Raw genomic sequence first — 19,628 nt, forward strand, 5'->3', positions numbered from 1 at the left:
TTGGCATCATAAGCCGTCGTAGCATCCGTACCATTGCCCATCTGCATGCTGAAGTCGATACCAGCGGTGGTATTGAACGAACTGCCGGTGTATTGGGTAAAGTTGCCTTTCAGTAAACGGTTGGCTGCATCATAGCCAAAATCATATTTTCTTTTTTCCTGGTCCCCGGCGCTTTTCCAGACCATACCCGTGATGTTGCCATTGTATTGCGCATTGGTGTAGGACTGGCTGCCGATCAGGTTGTTGCTGATTTTATCATAACCTAGATCAAAACCAAAATAATGATCGGTAATCGCATCCCTGGCATAAGCCCGGTTCGCTCCCAGCATCCAGCCTCTGATGTTGTAGTCGTAGGTCAATGTCTCCAGCGGGTCGGTGCTGTTTTTTCTTCCCAGCTTTTTTTCTTTTAATTGCCCCAAGGCATCGTAGCTCATCTCGCTGAGCACCTTGAAGTTCGTGGGCAGTGTCACATCGCTGGTGCCGGTTTTCTTTTCGACTTTTACTACACGGCCGAGATCATCGTAGGTCATTTTGGTAACGGTGGTAGTGGCTTGCGAAGCCGTGGCCATCTTCTGCACCGTGATCAAGGGTTGGCCTGACCAACTATACTGCGTCGTGGCTACATCGATACTACCGGTGATGTTTTGGCTTTGCACCTGGATCACCCTGCCCTTTTCATCATAGATGCTAACGGTAGCGAGATAAACCGGCGTACCACCCTTCAATACTTTTACCTCCGACCATGTCGCCATGCCTTTGACATTGCTGGTTCTTTGCGTGGGCGTTACCGGAAAAGGAAAACTGGTTGAAGCAGCTAAAAAATGTGTATTCCAGGTCGTTAGAAACGTAGCCGATAAACCCGAAGGAAGACCAGCATAGTCATCGTAATGTGTTCTCGTTAGCCTATCCCAGCCACTGCCGGGCGTTGAGGTGGCCGCAAACGGATAGTCCGTGGTGGCTGCATTCGCTTGTGTCTGCTGCCAGCTCCGGGTCTGGTTGCTGGTCCACAGCCCGGTTTGTACCGGACGGTTCAAATAATCATACAGCGTCACCAGCCATTGGTTGCTGCTTCTGAGATTACCGTCTTGGGTAAGCACCAGGCGGTCTTTGTTATCATACACCATGTACACCGGTTTGGCGCCGGGCACCTGCTTGGCGATCATTCTGCCGCGCTCATCATACGCGTAGCGGAAGGTCTGCTCTTCTAAAATGAGAGGGGTAAACGTCAAACTATTGGCCACTAAATCAATAAACCCTTGTGGCTGGATCACACCAGCCAGCCTGTTATGCTTGTCATAAATATAATAAGTACATAGCCAACCGCTGTGCTCGCTGCCGGTCCCATTATCCGCCGTAGCCGTTAACTGTACTTTTTTCAAAATAACCAGTCCATCTTTGTCCTTGTACTCGATCACCTGTTTACCGTGTTCATCCGTGGTGATCGTTTTGTAGAGTTCTCCTTCGGGATAGGTGCCCGGTGTAGTATAACCTGCGAAGTCACCGGAAACTGTTCCAAGGTTCCAGATCCTTACTGCATCGGTGGCAGTATTATGCACGTATGACGTTTGCACGCCTCTTGCCGCACCAGTCCAGCTATTGCCGGGTGCCATCGCTTTCAACGGACGGCTCAGTGGCGATGCTTCAAAGTCCGTTTTACCATAGTAATAGGTTTCCCCCTGACCCGCAACCGGGTTCAGCGCGGCATTGCTGCTGCTATAAAAAGCGTTTTGTTGCTCAAACGGGTTACGCTTAAACAAACCATCCGTCACGCTGCTGTTGCCACCCGTTGTATTAGCCGGAGCGGGCAAAAACTTGTATTGTTCCCTACCCAGTTCATCATAAACAATCGTGTTAACGATATCCGTCGCCGTTCCGCCTGTAATTAATGACCCTTGTTTGATCACCGTTTGCACCGGTCTGCCTACGCCATCCATGTATTGCGTGGCCGTCCGCACATCCGTCAGCGGCCGTGCGATCAAATTATCAGGGTTCGTCTCCGGTCCTGTCGCATCCCAGGTGCGCACCCAGTTGATCTTCGAACCCGCCGGATAGACCGAAGGGGCCTGGGCAAAAACAGACGATCCCATGAATAATAGTGTAAGGGAAATGTTTACTGCGCAATACGGCAGTAAACGCAGCAATAGGTGGCGCTTCGGCATACGATGGTGGTTGGTTGGGACGACATGATCAGCGGTGGGTTCGATCACCGCATGTTTCTATTCTTCTCTAATTGCAAACCTCAGGCATTTACATAAAAAGACTACACAAAATTCTCCTTTTTTGTCCACATCAAAAATCAAAACACCCATTTGACTTCACAAAAACCCTCCACCACACTGCGGGAAAGGTTCATATGCGTTCGCGCTCACTTCAGCAACTCAAATACAAAACTCTCTCCCTCCTTCACCCGGATATTTTCAATAGCCACCACTTTTCCTGAGATCACATCGCGGGCTTTGGTAAATCCTTTTGTCCGTTCGGCCCACTCCTTCCAGCGCATTTCGCCGGGCTTGTTGCCTGTGTTGGCCATCACCATCACTGTCTGTTCAGGTGTGTAACGGAAATACACATAGAAGTTGTTACGCGGAATGAATTGCATCATTTTACCGCGGGTCAATGCAGGCGATTGTTTACGGAATTGGGCCAGTTTACTGATATAGGTATAAATGCTGTCTTCCAATGACGTACGTCCGCTGCGCGAAAATTTGTTAACCGAATCTCCTGCCCAGCCTCCGGGGAAGTCCATCCTCACCATCGCATCATTCGGGTTTTTGAAATTTTTCATCAACACTTCCGTCCCGTAGTACAGTTGCGGAATACCGCGAAGCGTGAGCAACCAGTTCAATGCCATTTTCAATCTTTCGGGGTCTTCTCCCGCTACCGAAAACACGCGGTCCATGTCATGATTATCCAGGAAGATGCAATTGTGCATCGGATCTTTGTACACCACATCCTGCGCCAGTGTTGAATAGATTTTATTGACACCATCGGTCCAGCCTTCGGCTTTGTTCATGCCGGCGAGCATGGCAAAGCAGGTTTGAAAATCTATCACCCCGTCTGCATTGTGGCGGAAAGGCGTTTGAATATTGTTCCGGGTAAAATAGGCATTGCCGACCACAGAGTTCACCCAGGCTTCTCCCAGGATAGTGATAGCCGGAAATTCCCTGTATAAGGCTTCATTCACTTTATTCAGAAAGGCTTCATCACAATATTTATACGTGTCCACGCGCCAGCCATCGATCCCAAAGTTCTCCGTTGTCCAGATGGCATGCTGGATCAGGTAAGTAGCCAGGAAAGGATTGCGTTGATTGAGATCGGGCAAATGATCCACGAACCATCCATCGAGCATCACCTTGCGGTCGTAGGCAGATGCATAGGGATCAAACAATACTTCTTCGCGGTGGCTCGGCCCCTGGAAGGAAGGCCAGTTGTTGATCCAGTCGTCTGTCGGCGGATCCAGCACAAACCAATGCTCTTTGCTTACATGGTTGTATACGGCATCCTGTATCACCTTGAGACCGCGGCGATGCGCGGCATCACAGAATTCCTGGTAGCCATCGTTGCCGCCGAATCGTTTGTCGATCTGGTAATGATCCGTAAACCAATAACCATGATAGCCTGCCACATTGTTGCCGAATTCATGCATCATGGTCACATCATTCTCAATCACCGGCGTCATCCAGATCGTCGTGATGCCAAGGTTTTGCAGGTAATCAAAATTGTTTTGTATGCCTTTAAAGTCGCCGCCATGACGATCGTACCGGTTGGCGCGATCTGCCGTATTGGACCGATAACCGGGAATAACATCATTGGCCGGGTCACCGTTGGAGAAACGTTCGGGCAACATCAGGTATACGAAATCTTCCGCGTGTACACCTTTCACCCGTTCTTTCCCATTGCCGCTATGCCGCGCCTTCAATTGATAGGTAAGCCTGCGTTGCGTTTTACCTGCAACACCGTAAGTAAACACCAGCTCCTGCGGACGCGCCGTGGCGGCCAACTCGAGGTCGACAAACAGATAACGCGGATTGGAAACTGTGTTTACTTTCACCACGCGTACATCTTTGCTGGAAGAGCGGAACTGCACGTTTTTACCAATCTCCGTACTATCATGGATCAGCAATTGCAACCGGCGGTCTTTCATGCCGGTGTACCAATGCGAAGGATAAACGCGTTGCGCCTGCGCTACACAAACAAACAATACAAGCGTTGTCAAAAATGCAAACAGTTTCATCGGATTATTTTTTTTCGTTGATCTTAACCGCTGCCGGATCGTATACAAAAAGAGCGCTCACCGCGGCCAGTAACATGAATACACCTGACATGATCAGGGCATAGACCGGCTGGTTGTTATAAACATGTTTCACCATAGGCCCACTTACCACACCGTTGAGTATCTGCGGAATGGTGATAAAGAAATTGAAAATGCCCATGTAGATGCCCATTTTACCGGCAGGAATGGATCCGGAAAGAATCACATAAGGCATAGCCAGGATACTTGCCCAGGCGATACCCACGCAAGCCATGGAAAAAATGAGAAACTCTTTGGAAGGCGCGAAGAAAAAAGAGATCAGACCAATTCCACCTATTACCAGCGACAACGCGTGCGTACGTTTGCGTCCTATTTTTCTGGCGATTGCAGGCAGACAAAGCGCATAAATAGCCGATACCAGGTTATAAACACCGAAAATAATACCGGTCCAGTTTTGGGCACTGCGATAAGCATCCGAACTTCTGTCTTCAATGGGCAATGACATCACATGGGTAGCGATGGCATCCGTGGTAAACACCCACATACCGAATAAGGCAAACCAACTGAAAAACTGTACAAGTCCCAACTGCCGCATGGTCTTTGGCATTTTGGCAAAGTCTTTAAAAATGGTTCCAAGACCAGCATGCGCATTCTCCGGTTTACCATGATATTTTTCATACTCCGCAGGGGTATATTCTTTTGTTTTTAAAACGGTCCAGATAATGCTGATGATAAAAATAGCAGCACCAATATAAAAGGCAAATTTCACGTTGTCGGCCACCACACCATCAGCTGCAGTGGAAGACACATTAAAATAAGCGAGTACTGCAGGCAGCCAGGAGCCGATCACCGCACCGATGCCTATTAAAAATGTTTGTATGGAAAAACCAAGCGTACGTTGCTGATCGGGCAGGTTATCTGCCACCAATGCGCGGAAAGGTTCCATTGCAAGATTAAAGCAGGCATCCATAACCATCAGGAAACCTGCACCGATGATCATCAGCGGAGCAAGGTCGCCGAGAATATTGGCGTTGGGCATTAGCGTTAATGCACTGGCAGAAAGAATGGCTCCGGCGAGGAAATAAGGACGTCTGCGGCCGAGACGCGTCCAGGTACGGTCGCTGTAATGGCCAACAATGGGCTGCACGATCATACCGATCACCGGCGCGGCCAGCCAGAACCAGGAAAGATGCTCAACGTCGGCGCCGTAATTACGAAGAATGCCGCTGGCATTGGAGTTTTGCAGGGCAAAGCCAAACTGGATACCCAGGAAACCAAAACTCATGTTGAAGATCTGCCAGAAACTCAGACGGGGTTTGGGAACAAGGTCATCCTGATCCCGAATAAAGGAAGCTGTGGCCATAGCAATCGTTAGTTTTAATTCAAAATTGGTGAATGGTCAATAGGTGAATAAGTCAATCGATTCATAAGTCAACTTAAAACTTATAACTTATAACTCTGTTTACCTTACGCCTTTTGCCTTCACTGTCTTTCGTTGCAGCAAGATAATGATAATATGTAAAAAGTACACATTCCCCTGAAAAATGCCTTTTAACAGCGATCCCCGCACTGGTGCGGGGATCTGTATGTTTTTCTTATCGTTTTCTTATATCACGAATCCGTTTGGAAGCACCGCTCCTTTTTTGATAACGATCACACCATCTTTTATGGTGTAGAGCGTATGATCGCCATTTTCAAGGTGCGCGCCGCCATTGATCCGTACATCGTCACCAATACGGCAGTTTTTGTCGATGATGGTGTTTTTGATATAACAACGGTTGCCTACTCCCAATGCCGGCAGGCCACTGAATTTGTCGCTTTGTATGTCTTCCAGCGTTTCATAGTAATCGCATCCCATCAGGTAACTGCTTACGATGGTGGAGCCATGTCCGATCCGCGAGCGGATACCTATTACGCTGTTCTCAATACGGGAGGCATTGATAATGGAACCTTCCGCGATCACCGTACGCTCTAATGTGGTGCCGCTGATTTTGGCCGGCGGCAGCATGCGCGCACGTGTATAGATGGTATTCGTATTGTCGAACAGGTTGAAGTCGGGCAGCTCATCGGTCAGGTTCAGGTTCGCTTCAAAGAAGGAATAGATATTCCCGATGTCGGTCCAGTATCCTTCATATTGATAGCTGACCACTCTGCGGCTTTCGATGGAATCGGGAATGATTTCTTTGCCGAAATCGGTAGCGTTGGCAAAATCGTCCTGCAGCAGATCAAACAGCAGTTTGCGGTTGAAGATGTAGATGCCCATCGAAGCGAGATAATTACGGCCTTTTGCTCTCATGGCATCGCCGGTATCACTCACCCAGTCGGGCAGTAATTCTTTAGCGGGTTTTTCGATAAAGGAGGTGATGAATCCTTCCTGATCGCTTTTAAGAATACCGAATTCCGGTGCTTCCCGGTCGCCGACAGGAATGGTGGCAATAGAAATATCGGCACCGCTTCGTTTGTGGTTTTCCAGCATATCATGGAAATCCATCTGGTACAATTGGTCACCCGAAAGGATCAGCACATAATCGCTGGCAAACGGGCTGATGTGCCGCAGACTCTGACGCACAGCATCGGCCGTACCCTGGTACCAGGTGGGGTTATCGGGTGTTTGTTCCGCCGCCAGTATATCCACAAAAGCAGCACTGAACGCGCTGAAGTGGTAAGTATTTTTGATGTGGCGGTTGAGTGAAGCTGAGTTAAACTGCGTCAGCACAAACATCCGGTTGATACCGGAATTGATACAATTGGAAATGGGAATGTCCACTAATCTGTATTTGCCGGCAATGGGCACCGCCGGTTTTGATCTGCTGGCCGTTAGCGGGTATAAACGGGAACCAGCGCCTCCTCCCAGGATCACCGTCAGTATTTCTTTAGAAATAGACATAAGAACTGTTGTATTATAGTTATTTGGTTATTTGCTCAAAAGATAAGTAAGAAAACGGATATCACCATCCGGCGGTTTCTTTTTTGACCGGACCGGTTCTATGCTTCAGTCTTAAGGGACGTGTAAAGATCGATGTACTGTTGTGCCGATGCGTCCCAGGAGTGGTCGATGTTCATCATGTGTCCGCGCATCCACTGGTACAGGTCGGGTTTGTTTGCATAAAGATCTATTGCTCTTCCCACTGAGTAAGTGATATCGCCAACGGTTGCCTGGTCAAATCGGATGCCGAATCCCTGCCAGTCGCCAAAATCGCGGATGGTGTCTTTCAATCCTCCGACGCTGCGCACCATGGGCACCGTACCGTAGCGCAATGCATACATCTGGTTGAGTCCGCACGGCTCCACGCGGCTCGGCATCAACAGGAAATCGGAGCCTGCGTACATCAGGTGACTAAGCGATTCATTATACCCAATATAGGAATTAAAATACCCATTGAACTGGCTCTTCATGTGATCGAGTTGTCCTTCGAGCTGCTGATTGCCCGAACCCAGCACGAGGAAATTAGCTTTACCGTGGTGCTGGTAGATGGATTGACTGATGGCATCGGGTAACAGATCGGCTGCCTTCTCTCCCACCAGCCGGCCGATAAACGTGATCAGCGGTTTGTCGGGATCGAGACCAAATTGTCCGCACAGTTCCGCCTTATTCTTTTGTTTTCCTTTTGCTACCAGTTCCGTGTTATAGTTTTTGGCGATGAAATTATCCGTTTGCGGATCCCATACCTGCGTATCGATGCCATTGAGAATGCCGTAGCTTTTACCTTTTTCGTATTCAAAAAGATTTTGCAGTCCGGCGGCGCTCTCGCGCAGCTCGTGCATATAGCTCGGGCTTACCGTGGTTACTTTCCAGGCGCACTTCACCGCCGATGCCAGCGGGTTGATGGTATTGTCCCAGTCGAGCATGCCCCAGTTCCAGCTATCATACGCCGGTATCAGGTAATATTTATCCCAGCCCATCCATCCCTGGTATTCGCCATTGTGTACGGTGAATACGGTGGGAACGTTGGCCAGTTGATAACGGAAGGCATAAGTATACTTGCACATAAACGGAATCAATCCGGTGTGATGATCATGGCAATGGATAACATCCGGTTTGTGCTGCCAGCGGCTGAGCCAGTCGCACACGGCAATCTGAAAAGCCACGAACCGCTCGTTATCGTCATCATAACCGTAGATCTTTTCGCGATCCAGCAGACCGTTGATATCGACGAGGTAGAGGTCGAAGCCGAGCTTGTTGGTCTTTTCTTTAATCACACTATAATGAAACCAATGCGAACCGAGCGCTTGTCCACCCTCGTGCACAAGCTCCCATTGATTATCGTAAAGAAATTTTGTACGATACATCGGCATCACCACTTTGGCAACGTGACCGAGCTCGTTCTGGTACTTGGGCAGTGCGCCTACCACATCACCTAAACCTCCGGCTTTAGCAACCGGATAACATTCTGCAGCTATATGAATAATCTCCATTCAAACGGTTTATACACTAACAATTGTTGTCAAATTAAGTTGTTTTTTCCAATGATAACGGGATAATTAAAATTTTTGGATAACTGAATTCTGTTTATTTTCAGGACTTAATTAAAATAAACGATTGTAATGGCAGATCAATCTAAGCAGCCCACCAATTATGGAGCGCTGGGCACCCTCGTGACCGTATTTTTCTTCTGGGGGTTCATTGCCGCAGGCAACAGCGTGTTCATTCCTTTCTGTAAACACTACTTCAACCTTGATCAGTTTCAGAGTCAGCTGATCGACTTTGCATTTTATCTCGCTTATTATGTCGGTGCCCTTATTTTGTTTGCGTATGGCGCATACGGAGGAAAGGACCTTGTAGGCAAATGGGGATACAAGAAAAGTATTGTTTATGGTCTGCTCTTCTCTGCGCTTGGTGCGGTAGCCATGATCATTGCCGTTAATGCCAACGTATATGCGGGCATGCTCGTGGGATTGTTTATTGTAGCGCTCGGGTTTTCGCTTCAGCAAACGGCATCGCAACCCTTTGCCATTGCACTCGGCGATCCGTCTACCGGCACCAGCCGTGTAACGCTGGGCGGTGCGGTGAATTCCTTCGGCACCACCATCGGACCATTGGTAGTAGCCATTGCCCTGTTTGGTACCACCGCTCCCATCACCGATGAAAAAATTGCCTCGCTCGGATTGGAAAAAGTGATCCTGCTGTATGTATGTGTGGGCGCTTTGTTCCTCGGTGCGGCCGCGCTGTTCTTTTTCTCCAAAAAAGTACCCGCAGGCATCAACGAAGAAAAAACAGAGAAAGCCAATAAAGCACTCAACTCCTTATTAATCCTTACCGGTTTCCTGATCATGATGTTTGTGCCCGTCTTCACCAGCTACAAAAGCGAAGAAGCCGTGAAGATCGACAAGATGGAAAAGCGGATTGCTGATGACAACAAACTTAACGACAGCCTGCTCAAACAAGCCGGCGTACCGGCAGCCTATGTAAAAGAATTGTCCGCCAAAGAGCCGCTGGTTGCCACGGCGAGTCTCGATTCGCTGCAAACGGCCCTTCCTGCTGCAGCACAAACCATCCAGGATGTAAAAACGGCTAAAACAGCACATGTGGCGCAGAAAGCAGAGATCGCTGCGCTGAAGCATCCGCTGGAGAAAAAACGAATGTACTGGCTGCTCGGCGCCCTTGGCGTAGTGGTGGTAGCTTTGTTGGTTTCCAATAAAATGGCGCGCAGCAAACCGGATGGCTGGGGAGCGATGCAATATCCGCAACTTGTACTCGGTATGCTGGGCATCTTTGTATATGTCGGTGTGGAAGTAGCCATCGGCAGTAACCTTGGTGAACTGGTAAGACAAAAAGAATTTGGCGGATTGTCTTCCTCGGAAGCCACGCCTTATATCGCGATGTACTGGGGAAGTATGATGATCGGACGATGGACAGGTGCCATCTCCGCCTTCGACTTCAGCAAAGGCGTAAGAACCGTATTGATGTTTATCGTGCCGTTATTGGCTTTCGGCATCATCATTGGCGTAAACTCGTTATTTGGTTATGATATGTCGCCCCTGTATTACTATGTGGTATGTGTGGTGATCCAGATCGTGGCCTTTTACCTCAGTAAAGAAAAACCTGCACGCACGCTGCTGCTGTTCAGTGTACTTGGTATTGCGGCCATGCTGATCGGTATCATGACTACCGGTAAAATTGCGATTTATGCATTTCTGGCCGGCGGTCTGGTCTGTTCCATCATGTGGCCCTCGATCTTTGCACTTTCGGTAGCAGGGCTTGGCAAGTATACCACGCAGGGTTCGGCCTTCCTGATCATGATGATCCTGGGTGGTGGTGTTATTCCTCCGATCCAGGGAAAGCTGGCCGACGTGATCGGTATCCACCAGTCATATATCGTTGCGGCACTCTGTTTTGTTTACCTGGCTATTTTTGCATTTGTGGTAAAAGGAATTCTGCGTAAGCAGGGAATTGATTATGATGCGGAAACAAGCGGCGGAGGGCATTGATGGTGAATGGTCAATGGTGAATCGTGAATGGGCCGTTTTAGTTCCTGGAAGTATATCAGTACTTACTACTTATTACTTAATACTTATTACTTAATACTTATTACTTAATACTTACTACGGCTGTTTCACCCTTCTGCATTTTTTTTGAATTTTGACTTTTAAATTTTGACTTTGTATTATGTCTTTAGTAGATCTATCTAACGAGCTGGCGATCGGCATTGATATCGGTGGAACCAATACCAAATTCGGATTGGTGAATCACCGTGGTCAGATACTTACGCAAGGTGACATTCCAACGGATAAAACACCCGATATTGAAGACTATATCGAAGATTTATTCAACGCCCTGCAACCCGAAATTGTGAAAGCCGGCAATAAGCCTGTGCGCGGCATTGGCGTGGGCGCTCCGAACGGCAATTATTATACAGGTACGATCGACTACGCTCCCAACCTTCCGTGGAGAGGTGTTGTGCCACTGGCCAAACTCATCGGCGATCGGTTCAACCTGCCCTGCACATTAACCAATGACGCAAATGCTGCAGCGGTTGGGGAAATGATGTATGGTGCAGCGCGTGGCATGAAAGACTTTATCATGATCACCCTTGGTACAGGCGTTGGCAGTGGTATTGTGGCAAACGGGCAACTGATCTATGGACATGATGGTTTTGCCGGTGAACTCGGACATACGGTTATCCGTCCCGGAGGTCGTCCGCATTGGTCTACAGAGATAAACGGATCGCTGGAAGCTTATTGTTCTGCCACCGGCATTGCGATAACGGCCAGGGAACTGCGTGAACGTTATCCTGATTCGACGCTCAATAATTACAAGTCTGAAGAAATAAATTCAAAGGTGGTATTTGAGTGTGCTGATAAAGGAGATGAAGCGGCGAGGGAAACCTTCCGTTTTACCGGTCAGTTGCTCGGCGAAGCACTCGCGAATTTTATCATGTTCTCTTCTCCCGAGGCGATCATCTTGTTTGGCGGCGTAATCAATGCCGGCGATTACATCATGAAGCCCACACGCGAGCATATGGAAAAAAACCTCTTGCCTATTTTCCAGAACAAAGTGAAATTGGTGTTCAGTGAATTAAAAGAAGCGGATGCCGCGATTCTTGGAGCGAGTGCGTTGGTGTGGGAAGCCAAGTAATAATTCAAAATTAAAAAGTCAAAAGTCAAAAAGGTCACTGGGACATAAATACCTTTTGAATTTTTAATTTTGACTTTTGACTTAATCCTTAGCGTTGAACGGTCATGCCGTGCATCACGGGTTGAGCAGGTGCGGTCTTTTCCCATACCGTTTCATTGGACCGGGGTAATTCTTTATCGGCGGCGAGGTACAATACTTTTGAGATGACGCTGGTAACCAGTACCGATGATACCATTGCAAAAACCATCAATAGGATAAATAATGCAGGCCTTTTCATATGGATTATTTTCCTAAAAAGCCATAAAAAGTGTGCCAGTCCTGCGTTTAAAGGCACCAGGAGGTTATTTACGGGAAATAATAAATACGGCCGGCACCGGGCGCTGCTGTTTATCCGAAGGCTTAATGGTCTCTTTTCCATTGACAAGCATGCAACTGCTGCCGCCGCCGTCGAGGTTAAGCGCTTCGGCACAACCAAGGTCCTTCAACAACCGGGCTTCCTGCTCCAGCGATGCACCCTCCGCAACCCCCGGATTTCGTCCTTCGATCACCATCACGATTAATTTGCCCGAGGCGGTATAACCCATGGCTGTACGCGGGTGTTTGTCGGTCAATCCTTTTCCGGTAAACTTCACCTCTTCTTCATTGGTCACCTTTATTTCGCCGTTCTGAAGCAATACCGGGCCGCCACCTACTGCCGTCTGCATTTTCCATTTATGGAATCCGCTTCCGTTTTTACTTCTGGCGGTAAACGTTTTGAAACCGGGCGTCTCCACCGAATCTCTCCAGGCAGAGAGACTTTCCTGCCGCGCATAAGCGAAACGCTTTGACGAGTCGGTGTACAACCAGGCCACATCCGCTTTCCGTTTCCTGGAAATCCCGATCGCACTGCCCAGGGGATGACGGTAAGTAAGCGTATCTTTTCCTTTCCCCGGGAGCGAATGAATATTATACCCTACCAGTTCGCCATTACGGATCACTGTATTCAGGTTCCGGTTGGTGGCAAATGAAAAGAATGTACAGTTCACAACCAGCAACGGTTGATGGTTACGTTCATAAAATTGTGAAGGGGTTTGCCTCCTGTTCAGCGTAGTATCGGCAGAAAAAATAAGTGAGCGGTCTTTGAGATCGGCTTCCACATACCAGGCGATATTAGGTTTTCCATCGAGCGGATCCTGGGTGCGGTAGACATGTACGGAAGCGGGCAGACCGGCAAACGCAGTGTCCATATTTACCCATTTCACCTGGGCAGACAATTGCTGACCGGCCAGCAAACAAAGGGCGGCAACCATTTTTTTTACCATAAAAGAAGGGATAGTTTTTTACTGAGCAGAACGGCTTTTTTCCCATTCGAGTCTTCCCAATCCGGCAAACACATGGCGTTCGCTGTGATAGGATGAACGCACCAGCGGACCGCTCTCCACATAATCCAATCCCATCTCATATCCGGCTTCGCGGTATTCGGCGAACTCATCGGGGTGAACAAAACGTTGAACGGGCAGGTGTTTTTGTGTCGGTTGCAGGTACTGACCGATCGTTACCACGTCGCAACCATTGTCGCGAAGGTCACGGAGCGTCTGCAATACTTCTTCTTTTGTTTCGCCGAGGCCGAGCATGATACCACTTTTGGTACGCATACCGCCTTCTTTCAGCGTACGGATCACCTCCATGCTTCTCCAGTATTTGGCCTGGATCCGCACTTTGCGGGTGAGGCATTCAACGGTTTCGATGTTGTGGCTCACCACTTCGGGTGCCGCTTCGATTACACGTTGAATATCGGGTTTATTGCCTTTGAAGTCACCAATCAGGGTTTCAAGGGTTGTGTCGGGGTTGAGTGTTTTAACGGCGCGGATGGTATTGTGCCAGATCTCGGCACCACCGTCTTTGAGTTCGTCGCGGTCAACAGAAGTGATTACGGCGTGTTTCACCTTCATGAGGTGGATGGCTTCTGCCACACGTTGTGGCTCATCCCAGTCAACAGGCTCCGGCCGGCCGGTGGCAACAGCGCAAAAACCGCAACTACGCGTGCAAACATTTCCCAGGATCATAAAAGTAGCAGTGCCAGCACCCCAGCATTCGCCCATATTCGGGCAATTGCCACTTTCGCAAATAGTGTGCAGCTTGTGCGTGTCTACCAGACCACGGACATGCTTGTAATTTTCGCCTATAGGCAGCTTAACCCGCAACCAGTCCGGCTTTTTAACACGGGCAGGTGCGGCAGGATTTATAGAGGAGGTAACAGGAAGCTCAATCATCGTACAAATATACAAATCAGACAGTGGATTTGTTCGTTGCCATGGGAAACCACCGCCTATCTGCGACGGCCGAACATCAGTGCAATATGTCCCTGGAAGAAAATTTGTTCTTCTTTATTGTTCGCCATGATGGGCACTTTGGAGCCGTATGCTTCTACGCTCATACCGATCTCGATAGCCGAAACCGTCTGGTTGTATCGTCCATAATCGAAGCGGAGGCCTATTTTGGCAAAACCGCCGGGTTTGAGTTTGATCTCGCCCCAGCCTTTACCCAGGCCAGCGCTCTGTTCGATGGCTCCGTTCAGGAATTTGTCGGAATCATCTTCATATTTAATTGTACGTTCCTGTCCGTTATCATTGATGATCAGATAATAAGGGCGAAGTAATCCAAGCGCCAGACCGGCGTTGTAAATTGCCGAAACCGCTACACCGTTCTTGTTGCCTTTTTGTCCCAGCACATATTGCTGCCCGAATCCGAGTGTGACAGGGTAGAAATAATTGATTTTTCCGTAAATGAAAGCGTTGCCAAAGATGCCCGGGTTCATCAGTTTCTGTTCCTTGACGTGTTTGCTTTCCTGGATATCGATGCGGTAAATATTGGATTTGCGCGGCGATCTCATGCGTGCGTGTTCGTAGAACGCACCATAGCCGTTTGTGCGGAGCTGGATACCGAAAGCGTTCTGGCGTTGAAACACCAGGGTGCCTTCTTCTGCCAGCCGCATGGCTTCTTCTGATTTTTTTCGTCGTTCTTCTTTGCGCTCTTTCTTGGACATGCCTTCCTGAGCTGAAGCGCCCAGGGCTACTAATAATACAATCGTCAGGAGACTTAGTTTCTTCATATTAATTCAAAATTCAAAAGCGTGAATCGTCAATCGTGAATGGTCAATGGTGAATCGTCAATCGTGAATAGATTTATTACCTATCCCCAACTCTTAAACCTTATACCTGTAACTTATCACTTATTGACTTATTACTTAAAACTTATCACTTACTACTTATTACTTAAAACTTATTACTTACCACTTATAACGTAAATTTAGGGCAAAAATTGGAATGACCTCTTCTGTAATTTATAATGGCGATCTCCGTACTACCTGTACGCATCTTCAAAGCAATTCTTCTATCGAAACGGATGCCCCTGTTGACAACAACGGACGCGGCGAACGCTTCTCACCTACCGACCTGCTGGCAACGAGCCTGGCCACCTGCATGCTCACCGTTATGGGCATTAAAGCGCGGACGATGGGCTTCGACCTGAACGACCTGAAAGTCGATGTCCTCAAAATCATGAAAGCAGACCCTCGCCGCGTCGGCGGCATTCACTTGACCGTGCATGTTCCTGATTCGCTCCGGGATATCGACGATAAAACGAAAACAATACTCCGCAATACGGGCGATACCTGCCCGGTAATCAAAAGCCTGCATCCCGATATCGAGATCCTGACCGATTGGGGCGCCTGGGCCTGATGCAACGATCCTACTCATCAAGCTGTCAATATACCCATGTTGCACCTCATGAAGTTAGCGTCCCGAATGACGGCATTAGGCGTTCTCTGCGCTTTTCTGGCCGGTTGTACCAAGGAGGAGGACTCCTTCAAAAACACCGATGCGCTGGCCGGCACCTGGAAATGGGAAAAGACCCTTATTCATAATACCCAGACGGTGTATCCCAATCCTGGCGACAACTACTATCTACGTTTTTCCAAAGAAGGCAGTTTTGCCTTTTTACTCGACAGCGCAGTGTTGCGTTCGGGCACTTACACGGCAAGGGGTGAGCAGACCTATCAGAATGTAGGTCCGGGAAAACTCAACCTCAAACTGAGCGACGACCGGGGTGAATACCTCGTTACCCTCAACGGGATGGAAATGATTCTCGAATATGATTCCCCTTTCGGCAATCCTACGTCGGCTTATTATCAGCGTCAGTAGGTTGTTTTAATAAATAATTCCCAACGGCACAGTCCAGGCAACGAAGCTGATCGCAGTATTGTTCCTTCAATTCTATCATTGCCTGCGAATCGCCTGCATGCAGCGGTTTTCTGCCCAGCCGCGCAAATAACTTGCTGTGCCGGTTATTCTCCGGTGCCGACGCTTCCAGCCAGCGGACCGCCCGCTCCTGGTAAACCGGCTGCCGGTGATATTCGCCGTAGGCAAATAACAGCGGCGCCACCGTGTTGATGACGATATTCTCCTGCATCATCTCTCCAAGATGTTTAACCTGGTAAGCAGCCGGTTCGTCGAGCCGGAAATGATAATGCCAGTAATCATTGGCCGTTACATTAAACCAGCTTCTCACTTCTTTTACGTCTTTCACTTCGAGCAAACGTCCGAATAACCCACTCGACTGATGCAACAGCACCGCCAGTTGAGCAAGCCGCACGGTTGGAAAATGAACAGGTCGCATCCGCAAAAAACTCAACGGTTGTTGAACCGGTTTCAACGCCCATTTATGCTGCAGGTATCGGTATTCCCGGAACAGCATCCGCGGATAATCTTCATGAAAGCGGGTATGCAGTAAACCCGCCTGTCCGAATAACAACGCTTCCAATTGTATCAACTGCTGTTTGTGCCGCGCGATGACCCGCAAAGGAATACTCCTGGCTATCTGTTCGAATGCTTCACTGTTGAGCCGCACCCCAAAATTTCTCGCCAGCAACCACCAGCAGACTTCTTCCCAGTGCCCGCCGGTTTGCTGCAGCCATTCAATAATGTGCTGGCTTCTGCTCATCATTCTTTCCGTCAGCAGGCGGTCCTTCCACGCATGCCAGTGCAGGGAAGGCAGGCGCGTCAGTTGTGTTTCACAAGGTATCTGTGCCGGTTGCCACATCAGTGAACGGTACCGTTCCAATAATATATTCGGCACACGTCCCTTCAATTCCAATACAGGTATCGTCCGCAGATCCGGTGCATGATCATGTTCCCATACCACATGCAGTATCACATTCCCATAATGCGGATCCTGCTCGTGGCGATGACGCAGCCAGTCGGATGTGCGGACATGCAGTTCAATCGTGCCCCGCCATTCCAGTCCACCCAAACGGATCCGGCTTTCCAGGAAATCAGGGCCCTGATCAGTGTTCAGCCGGCCGGGCGATATTATCGTCAACCATTCACCCGTAGTGGTAGACAGACCAATGTTGTTGAAATATTGTTGTTGCCAGATAAATTGCAGCAGCCGTTCGTCCATATCCGGGTTTTGTCAAAACTCCGGTTTGAAATGAACATGACAATGTGATTTACCACATGCAGTAACAGGAAAATTCTTACAGCAAGGATAGCTGTTGTACCACGCGGCTTACGGGCAATCCCATTACATTGTAGAAATCGCCCTGGATTTCTTTGATGCCCACTACACCGATCCATTCCTGGATAGCATAGGCGCCGGCTTTATCATAAGGCTGGTATTTATCTACATAAAATTCCAGTTGCGCGTGTGTAAGGGGATGAAATACCACGCCGGTAACATCGGCAAAGGACCACTCTTTTGTTCCCTGGCGAATGACAACGCCGGTCACCACTTCGTGCCGGTTGCCCTGGAGGTCGGCTAATATTTCCACGGCTTCATCGCGGCTGCGCGGCTTGCCGATAATCCGGTCGCCCAATACCACGATCGTATCCGCGGACAGGATAATGCGTGATGAAAAATCATTTTCCCGTTGAACAGCCAGTCCTTTCTGCCGCGCGATATGGATCGCAATCTCCGTTTTATCCAATCCTTCCGGATAGGTTTCTTCGGTAGGACGCACGATCACTTCAAAGGGAATTTCGGCCCATTCGAGTAACTGACTGCGGCGTGGGGACTGGGAGGCTAAAATGATTTTTTCCTGCATAATAAATTCGTGTCAGAGATAAATATAAAACAAGAGCATTGACAAAATACCTGCCAGCATCAGCCATTTGGTCTGGCTGCTGAGCCGTCCGAAATCTTCGGCAGAAGATGCCCGGAGCAGCCCTCTGAACAACAATAAGCTTTGTATCAATAAGAGGCAGCAATAAGCTGTAGCCAGCCACCAGCGGAATTGAAGAATATAAACCTGTACAATGCCCAGCAAGGCAATCAGGATCACAAGCCATATGGCCACGTACACACGCGTCACATTCACGCCCCATACAATGGGCATGGTGCGGCATCCGTAACGGGCATCGCCGTCCATGTCTTCCACATCTTTAACAGCTTCGCGGATCACCGAACAGATAAAAGCAAATCCTGCATAGAGAAAGGCGAAGCGGAAGAATTTAGCCTGGTTCACATGCACCGCCCCGAATGCGTCGGCCGGTGAAAATTTTGAAAAGAAAAGTACCAGTATCGTCCACGAGGTTAGTGCGGCGATGAGGATATTGCCGATTAGTAATTGCCGTTTGAAAGTGGTGGAATAAAACCACAATACGATCACGCATCCGGCATTCGCCACCACGAGATACCATTTATCCGGAAAGGAAACAGCCGGAATAGTGAGTATAACGCCTGCCAGACTCAGCATGCCGTGCCAAACCAACGCCCAGCGACGGTGAATGACTTTGTCCACCACCATGCGTTTGGGTTTATTGACCTCATCTATATTAATATCGAAATAATCATTGATGATATACCCCGCAGCGGTGATAAAAACTGAGGCGAGTAGCAACCATATAAAACGCCTGTCATCACCCGGCACATGCGCGTCGGCGAACAAAGGTTTATAAATGCAATACTGGAAAAGAATTTGCGTGAGCGCCACGAATACAAGATTAGGCAGTCGCACCATCCGGAAAAAGGCTGCTGTCAATCTCATGAGGATAAGTTGTAATTGATTTACTGTAAAAAATGCTGATCTGTTTATCTTGATGCCACTCCTTCTTCCGGTGCCCAGTCTCCTCTTGCTTTCATTACTTCGCGTATTACTTCACGCACGCAGCCCATGCCACCATCGATTGATGATATATAAGTTGACACGTCTTTCACTTCGGGTGCAGCGTCTGCGGGACAAGCCGCAATACCTACCAATCCCATCACACCAATATCGGGAAGATCGTCTCCCATGAACAACACCGAAGAGGCCGGTATGTTTTCATGCTGAAGATAATTTTTCAGGAAAGCAGCTTTGTCGGTTATACCCATTTGTATATCGTCAATGCCGAGTTTTTGTAACCGGTCTACTACCGGCGAAACGGCGGCGCCCGAAAGTATCAGCACCCGGTATCCTTTTTTTACTGCCAGTTGCAGCGCAAATCCATCTTTGATGCTCATGCGCCGTGCCTGCAATCCATTTTCCAGCACCAGCACGGTACCGTCGGTGAGCACACCGTCCACATCAAAAACAAAACAACTGATGGAAGAAAAAAGAACCGACATGTAAGAGATTTGATGCGAAAATAATTCAAAAATCGTCAATCGTGAATGGTGAATGGTCAATCGTCAATCGTCAATAGATCAATAAGTGAATAGCTTTGCGTCTTGATTACTTTGCAGCTTTGCGTGAAATCGAGGCTTCTTGTCACGCAAAGGCGCCAGGGAGCCAAGATGCAAAGAATACTTAGTACTTACTACTTATCACTTATTACCCTACAC

The 19,628-nt window shown here is 48.7% G+C and carries 17 protein-coding genes; 4 read left to right on the forward strand and 13 right to left on the reverse strand.

Annotated features, from left to right (window positions below; all coding sequences use genetic code 11):
* The 5 genes from H608_RS0108255 to H608_RS0108275 all read right to left on the reverse strand — a co-directional run.
* A partial coding sequence (locus H608_RS0108255; protein ID WP_245565739.1) for a DUF6443 domain-containing protein occupies nt 1-2,159 on the reverse strand: 2,159 nt, incomplete at its 3' end.
* A gap of 206 nt (nt 2,160-2,365) precedes the next feature.
* Nucleotides 2,366-4,234 carry an alpha-amylase family glycosyl hydrolase gene (locus tag H608_RS0108260; RefSeq protein ID WP_028787265.1) on the reverse strand — a complete coding sequence of 623 codons (1,869 nt, stop codon included), beginning with the start codon at nt 4,232-4,234 and terminating at the stop codon, nt 2,366-2,368.
* 4 nt (nt 4,235-4,238) lie between these two features.
* Complete coding sequence (locus H608_RS0108265; protein ID WP_051268137.1) at nt 4,239-5,615, reverse strand: MFS transporter; 1,377 nt, start codon at nt 5,613-5,615, stop codon at nt 4,239-4,241.
* A gap of 243 nt (nt 5,616-5,858) precedes the next feature.
* Entirely contained in the window at nt 5,859-7,139 is a 1,281-nt protein-coding gene (locus H608_RS0108270; protein WP_028787267.1) for a glucose-1-phosphate adenylyltransferase, read from the reverse strand.
* Between the two features lie 98 nt (nt 7,140-7,237).
* Nucleotides 7,238-8,668 (reverse strand): glycogen synthase, encoded by a 1,431-nt coding sequence (locus H608_RS0108275; RefSeq protein ID WP_028787268.1) that lies wholly within the window; start codon nt 8,666-8,668, stop codon nt 7,238-7,240.
* 129 nt (nt 8,669-8,797) lie between these two features.
* Here H608_RS0108275 and H608_RS0108280 point away from each other — a divergent pair, with 129 nt between their 5' ends.
* Nucleotides 8,798-10,681: an MFS transporter gene (locus H608_RS0108280; protein WP_028787269.1), complete on the forward strand. Its 1,884-nt coding sequence runs from the start codon at nt 8,798-8,800 to the stop codon at nt 10,679-10,681.
* A gap of 178 nt (nt 10,682-10,859) precedes the next feature.
* A complete protein-coding gene (locus H608_RS0108285; protein ID WP_028787270.1) occupies nt 10,860-11,828 on the forward strand; it encodes an ROK family protein in 969 nt (322 codons plus the stop codon).
* Between the two features lie 88 nt (nt 11,829-11,916).
* Here the strand turns inward: H608_RS0108285 and H608_RS0108290 are convergent, their stop codons facing one another.
* The 4 genes from H608_RS0108290 to H608_RS0108305 all read right to left on the reverse strand — a co-directional run bounded on the left by H608_RS0108290 (nt 11,917) and on the right by H608_RS0108305 (nt 14,919).
* Nucleotides 11,917-12,105 carry a hypothetical protein gene (locus H608_RS0108290; RefSeq protein WP_028787271.1) on the reverse strand — a complete coding sequence of 63 codons (189 nt, stop codon included), beginning with the start codon at nt 12,103-12,105 and terminating at the stop codon, nt 11,917-11,919.
* Nucleotides 12,106-12,169: 64 nt separating this feature from the next.
* Nucleotides 12,170-13,129, reverse strand: a complete 960-nt coding sequence (locus tag H608_RS0108295) for a phosphodiester glycosidase family protein (protein WP_028787272.1) — start codon at nt 13,127-13,129, stop codon at nt 12,170-12,172.
* A gap of 18 nt (nt 13,130-13,147) precedes the next feature.
* Nucleotides 13,148-14,080 carry a lipoyl synthase gene (gene lipA / locus H608_RS0108300; protein ID WP_028787273.1) on the reverse strand — a complete coding sequence of 311 codons (933 nt, stop codon included), beginning with the start codon at nt 14,078-14,080 and terminating at the stop codon, nt 13,148-13,150.
* A gap of 56 nt (nt 14,081-14,136) precedes the next feature.
* Nucleotides 14,137-14,919, reverse strand: coding sequence for a hypothetical protein (locus tag H608_RS0108305; RefSeq protein WP_028787274.1), 783 nt, complete (start codon nt 14,917-14,919; stop codon nt 14,137-14,139).
* Nucleotides 14,920-15,133: 214 nt separating this feature from the next.
* Here H608_RS0108305 and H608_RS0108310 point away from each other — a divergent pair, with 214 nt between their 5' ends.
* Together H608_RS0108310 and H608_RS0108315 are read left to right on the forward strand one after the other, a co-directional pair.
* Nucleotides 15,134-15,547: an OsmC family protein gene (locus H608_RS0108310; protein ID WP_028787275.1), complete on the forward strand. Its 414-nt coding sequence runs from the start codon at nt 15,134-15,136 to the stop codon at nt 15,545-15,547.
* A gap of 48 nt (nt 15,548-15,595) precedes the next feature.
* On the forward strand, nt 15,596-16,009 hold the full coding sequence (locus H608_RS0108315) for a hypothetical protein (RefSeq protein ID WP_155990097.1): 414 nt from the start codon (nt 15,596-15,598) through the stop codon (nt 16,007-16,009).
* Here H608_RS0108315 and H608_RS0108320 read toward each other — a convergent pair.
* The 4 genes from H608_RS0108320 to H608_RS0108335 form a co-directional block, all read right to left on the reverse strand.
* Complete coding sequence (locus H608_RS0108320; RefSeq protein WP_028787277.1) at nt 15,981-17,267, reverse strand: DUF2851 family protein; 1,287 nt, start codon at nt 17,265-17,267, stop codon at nt 15,981-15,983. The two genes, H608_RS0108315 and H608_RS0108320, sit on opposite strands and share 29 nt — an antisense overlap.
* 76 nt (nt 17,268-17,343) lie before the next feature.
* A complete protein-coding gene (locus tag H608_RS0108325) occupies nt 17,344-17,910 on the reverse strand; it encodes a Maf family nucleotide pyrophosphatase (RefSeq protein ID WP_028787278.1) in 567 nt (188 codons plus the stop codon).
* Between the two features lie 12 nt (nt 17,911-17,922).
* Nucleotides 17,923-18,852 carry a geranylgeranylglycerol-phosphate geranylgeranyltransferase gene (locus H608_RS0108330; RefSeq protein WP_028787279.1) on the reverse strand — a complete coding sequence of 310 codons (930 nt, stop codon included), beginning with the start codon at nt 18,850-18,852 and terminating at the stop codon, nt 17,923-17,925.
* A gap of 44 nt (nt 18,853-18,896) precedes the next feature.
* Nucleotides 18,897-19,412, reverse strand: a complete 516-nt coding sequence (locus H608_RS0108335; RefSeq protein ID WP_028787280.1) for a KdsC family phosphatase — start codon at nt 19,410-19,412, stop codon at nt 18,897-18,899.
* Nucleotides 19,413-19,628 lie beyond the last annotated feature (216 nt).

It is taken from the genome of Terrimonas ferruginea DSM 30193 (assembly GCF_000425585.1).
Taxonomy (GTDB): Bacteria; Bacteroidota; Bacteroidia; order Chitinophagales; family Chitinophagaceae; genus Terrimonas; species Terrimonas ferruginea.

Bases quoted from the DNA above. Each gene is read 5' to 3' on its own strand.
- H608_RS0108260 (WP_028787265.1), bottom strand. From the start codon at position 4,234: ATGAAACTGTTTGCATTTTTGACAACGCTTGTATTGTTTGTTTGTGTA.
- H608_RS0108265 (WP_051268137.1), bottom strand. From the start codon at position 5,615: ATGGCCACAGCTTCCTTTATTCGGGATCAGGATGACCTTGTTCCCAAA.
- H608_RS0108270 (WP_028787267.1), bottom strand. From the start codon at position 7,139: ATGTCTATTTCTAAAGAAATACTGACGGTGATCCTGGGAGGAGGCGCT.
- H608_RS0108275 (WP_028787268.1), bottom strand. From the start codon at position 8,668: ATGGAGATTATTCATATAGCTGCAGAATGTTATCCGGTTGCTAAAGCC.
- H608_RS0108280 (WP_028787269.1), top strand. From the start codon at position 8,798: ATGGCAGATCAATCTAAGCAGCCCACCAATTATGGAGCGCTGGGCACC.
- H608_RS0108285 (WP_028787270.1), top strand. From the start codon at position 10,860: ATGTCTTTAGTAGATCTATCTAACGAGCTGGCGATCGGCATTGATATC.
- H608_RS0108290 (WP_028787271.1), bottom strand. From the start codon at position 12,105: ATGAAAAGGCCTGCATTATTTATCCTATTGATGGTTTTTGCAATGGTA.
- H608_RS0108295 (WP_028787272.1), bottom strand. From the start codon at position 13,129: ATGGTAAAAAAAATGGTTGCCGCCCTTTGTTTGCTGGCCGGTCAGCAA.
- lipA (WP_028787273.1), bottom strand. From the start codon at position 14,080: ATGATTGAGCTTCCTGTTACCTCCTCTATAAATCCTGCCGCACCTGCC.
- H608_RS0108305 (WP_028787274.1), bottom strand. From the start codon at position 14,919: ATGAAGAAACTAAGTCTCCTGACGATTGTATTATTAGTAGCCCTGGGC.
- H608_RS0108310 (WP_028787275.1), top strand. From the start codon at position 15,134: ATGACCTCTTCTGTAATTTATAATGGCGATCTCCGTACTACCTGTACG.
- H608_RS0108315 (WP_155990097.1), top strand. From the start codon at position 15,596: ATGAAGTTAGCGTCCCGAATGACGGCATTAGGCGTTCTCTGCGCTTTT.
- H608_RS0108320 (WP_028787277.1), bottom strand. From the start codon at position 17,267: ATGGACGAACGGCTGCTGCAATTTATCTGGCAACAACAATATTTCAAC.
- H608_RS0108325 (WP_028787278.1), bottom strand. From the start codon at position 17,910: ATGCAGGAAAAAATCATTTTAGCCTCCCAGTCCCCACGCCGCAGTCAG.
- H608_RS0108330 (WP_028787279.1), bottom strand. From the start codon at position 18,852: ATGAGATTGACAGCAGCCTTTTTCCGGATGGTGCGACTGCCTAATCTT.
- H608_RS0108335 (WP_028787280.1), bottom strand. From the start codon at position 19,412: ATGTCGGTTCTTTTTTCTTCCATCAGTTGTTTTGTTTTTGATGTGGAC.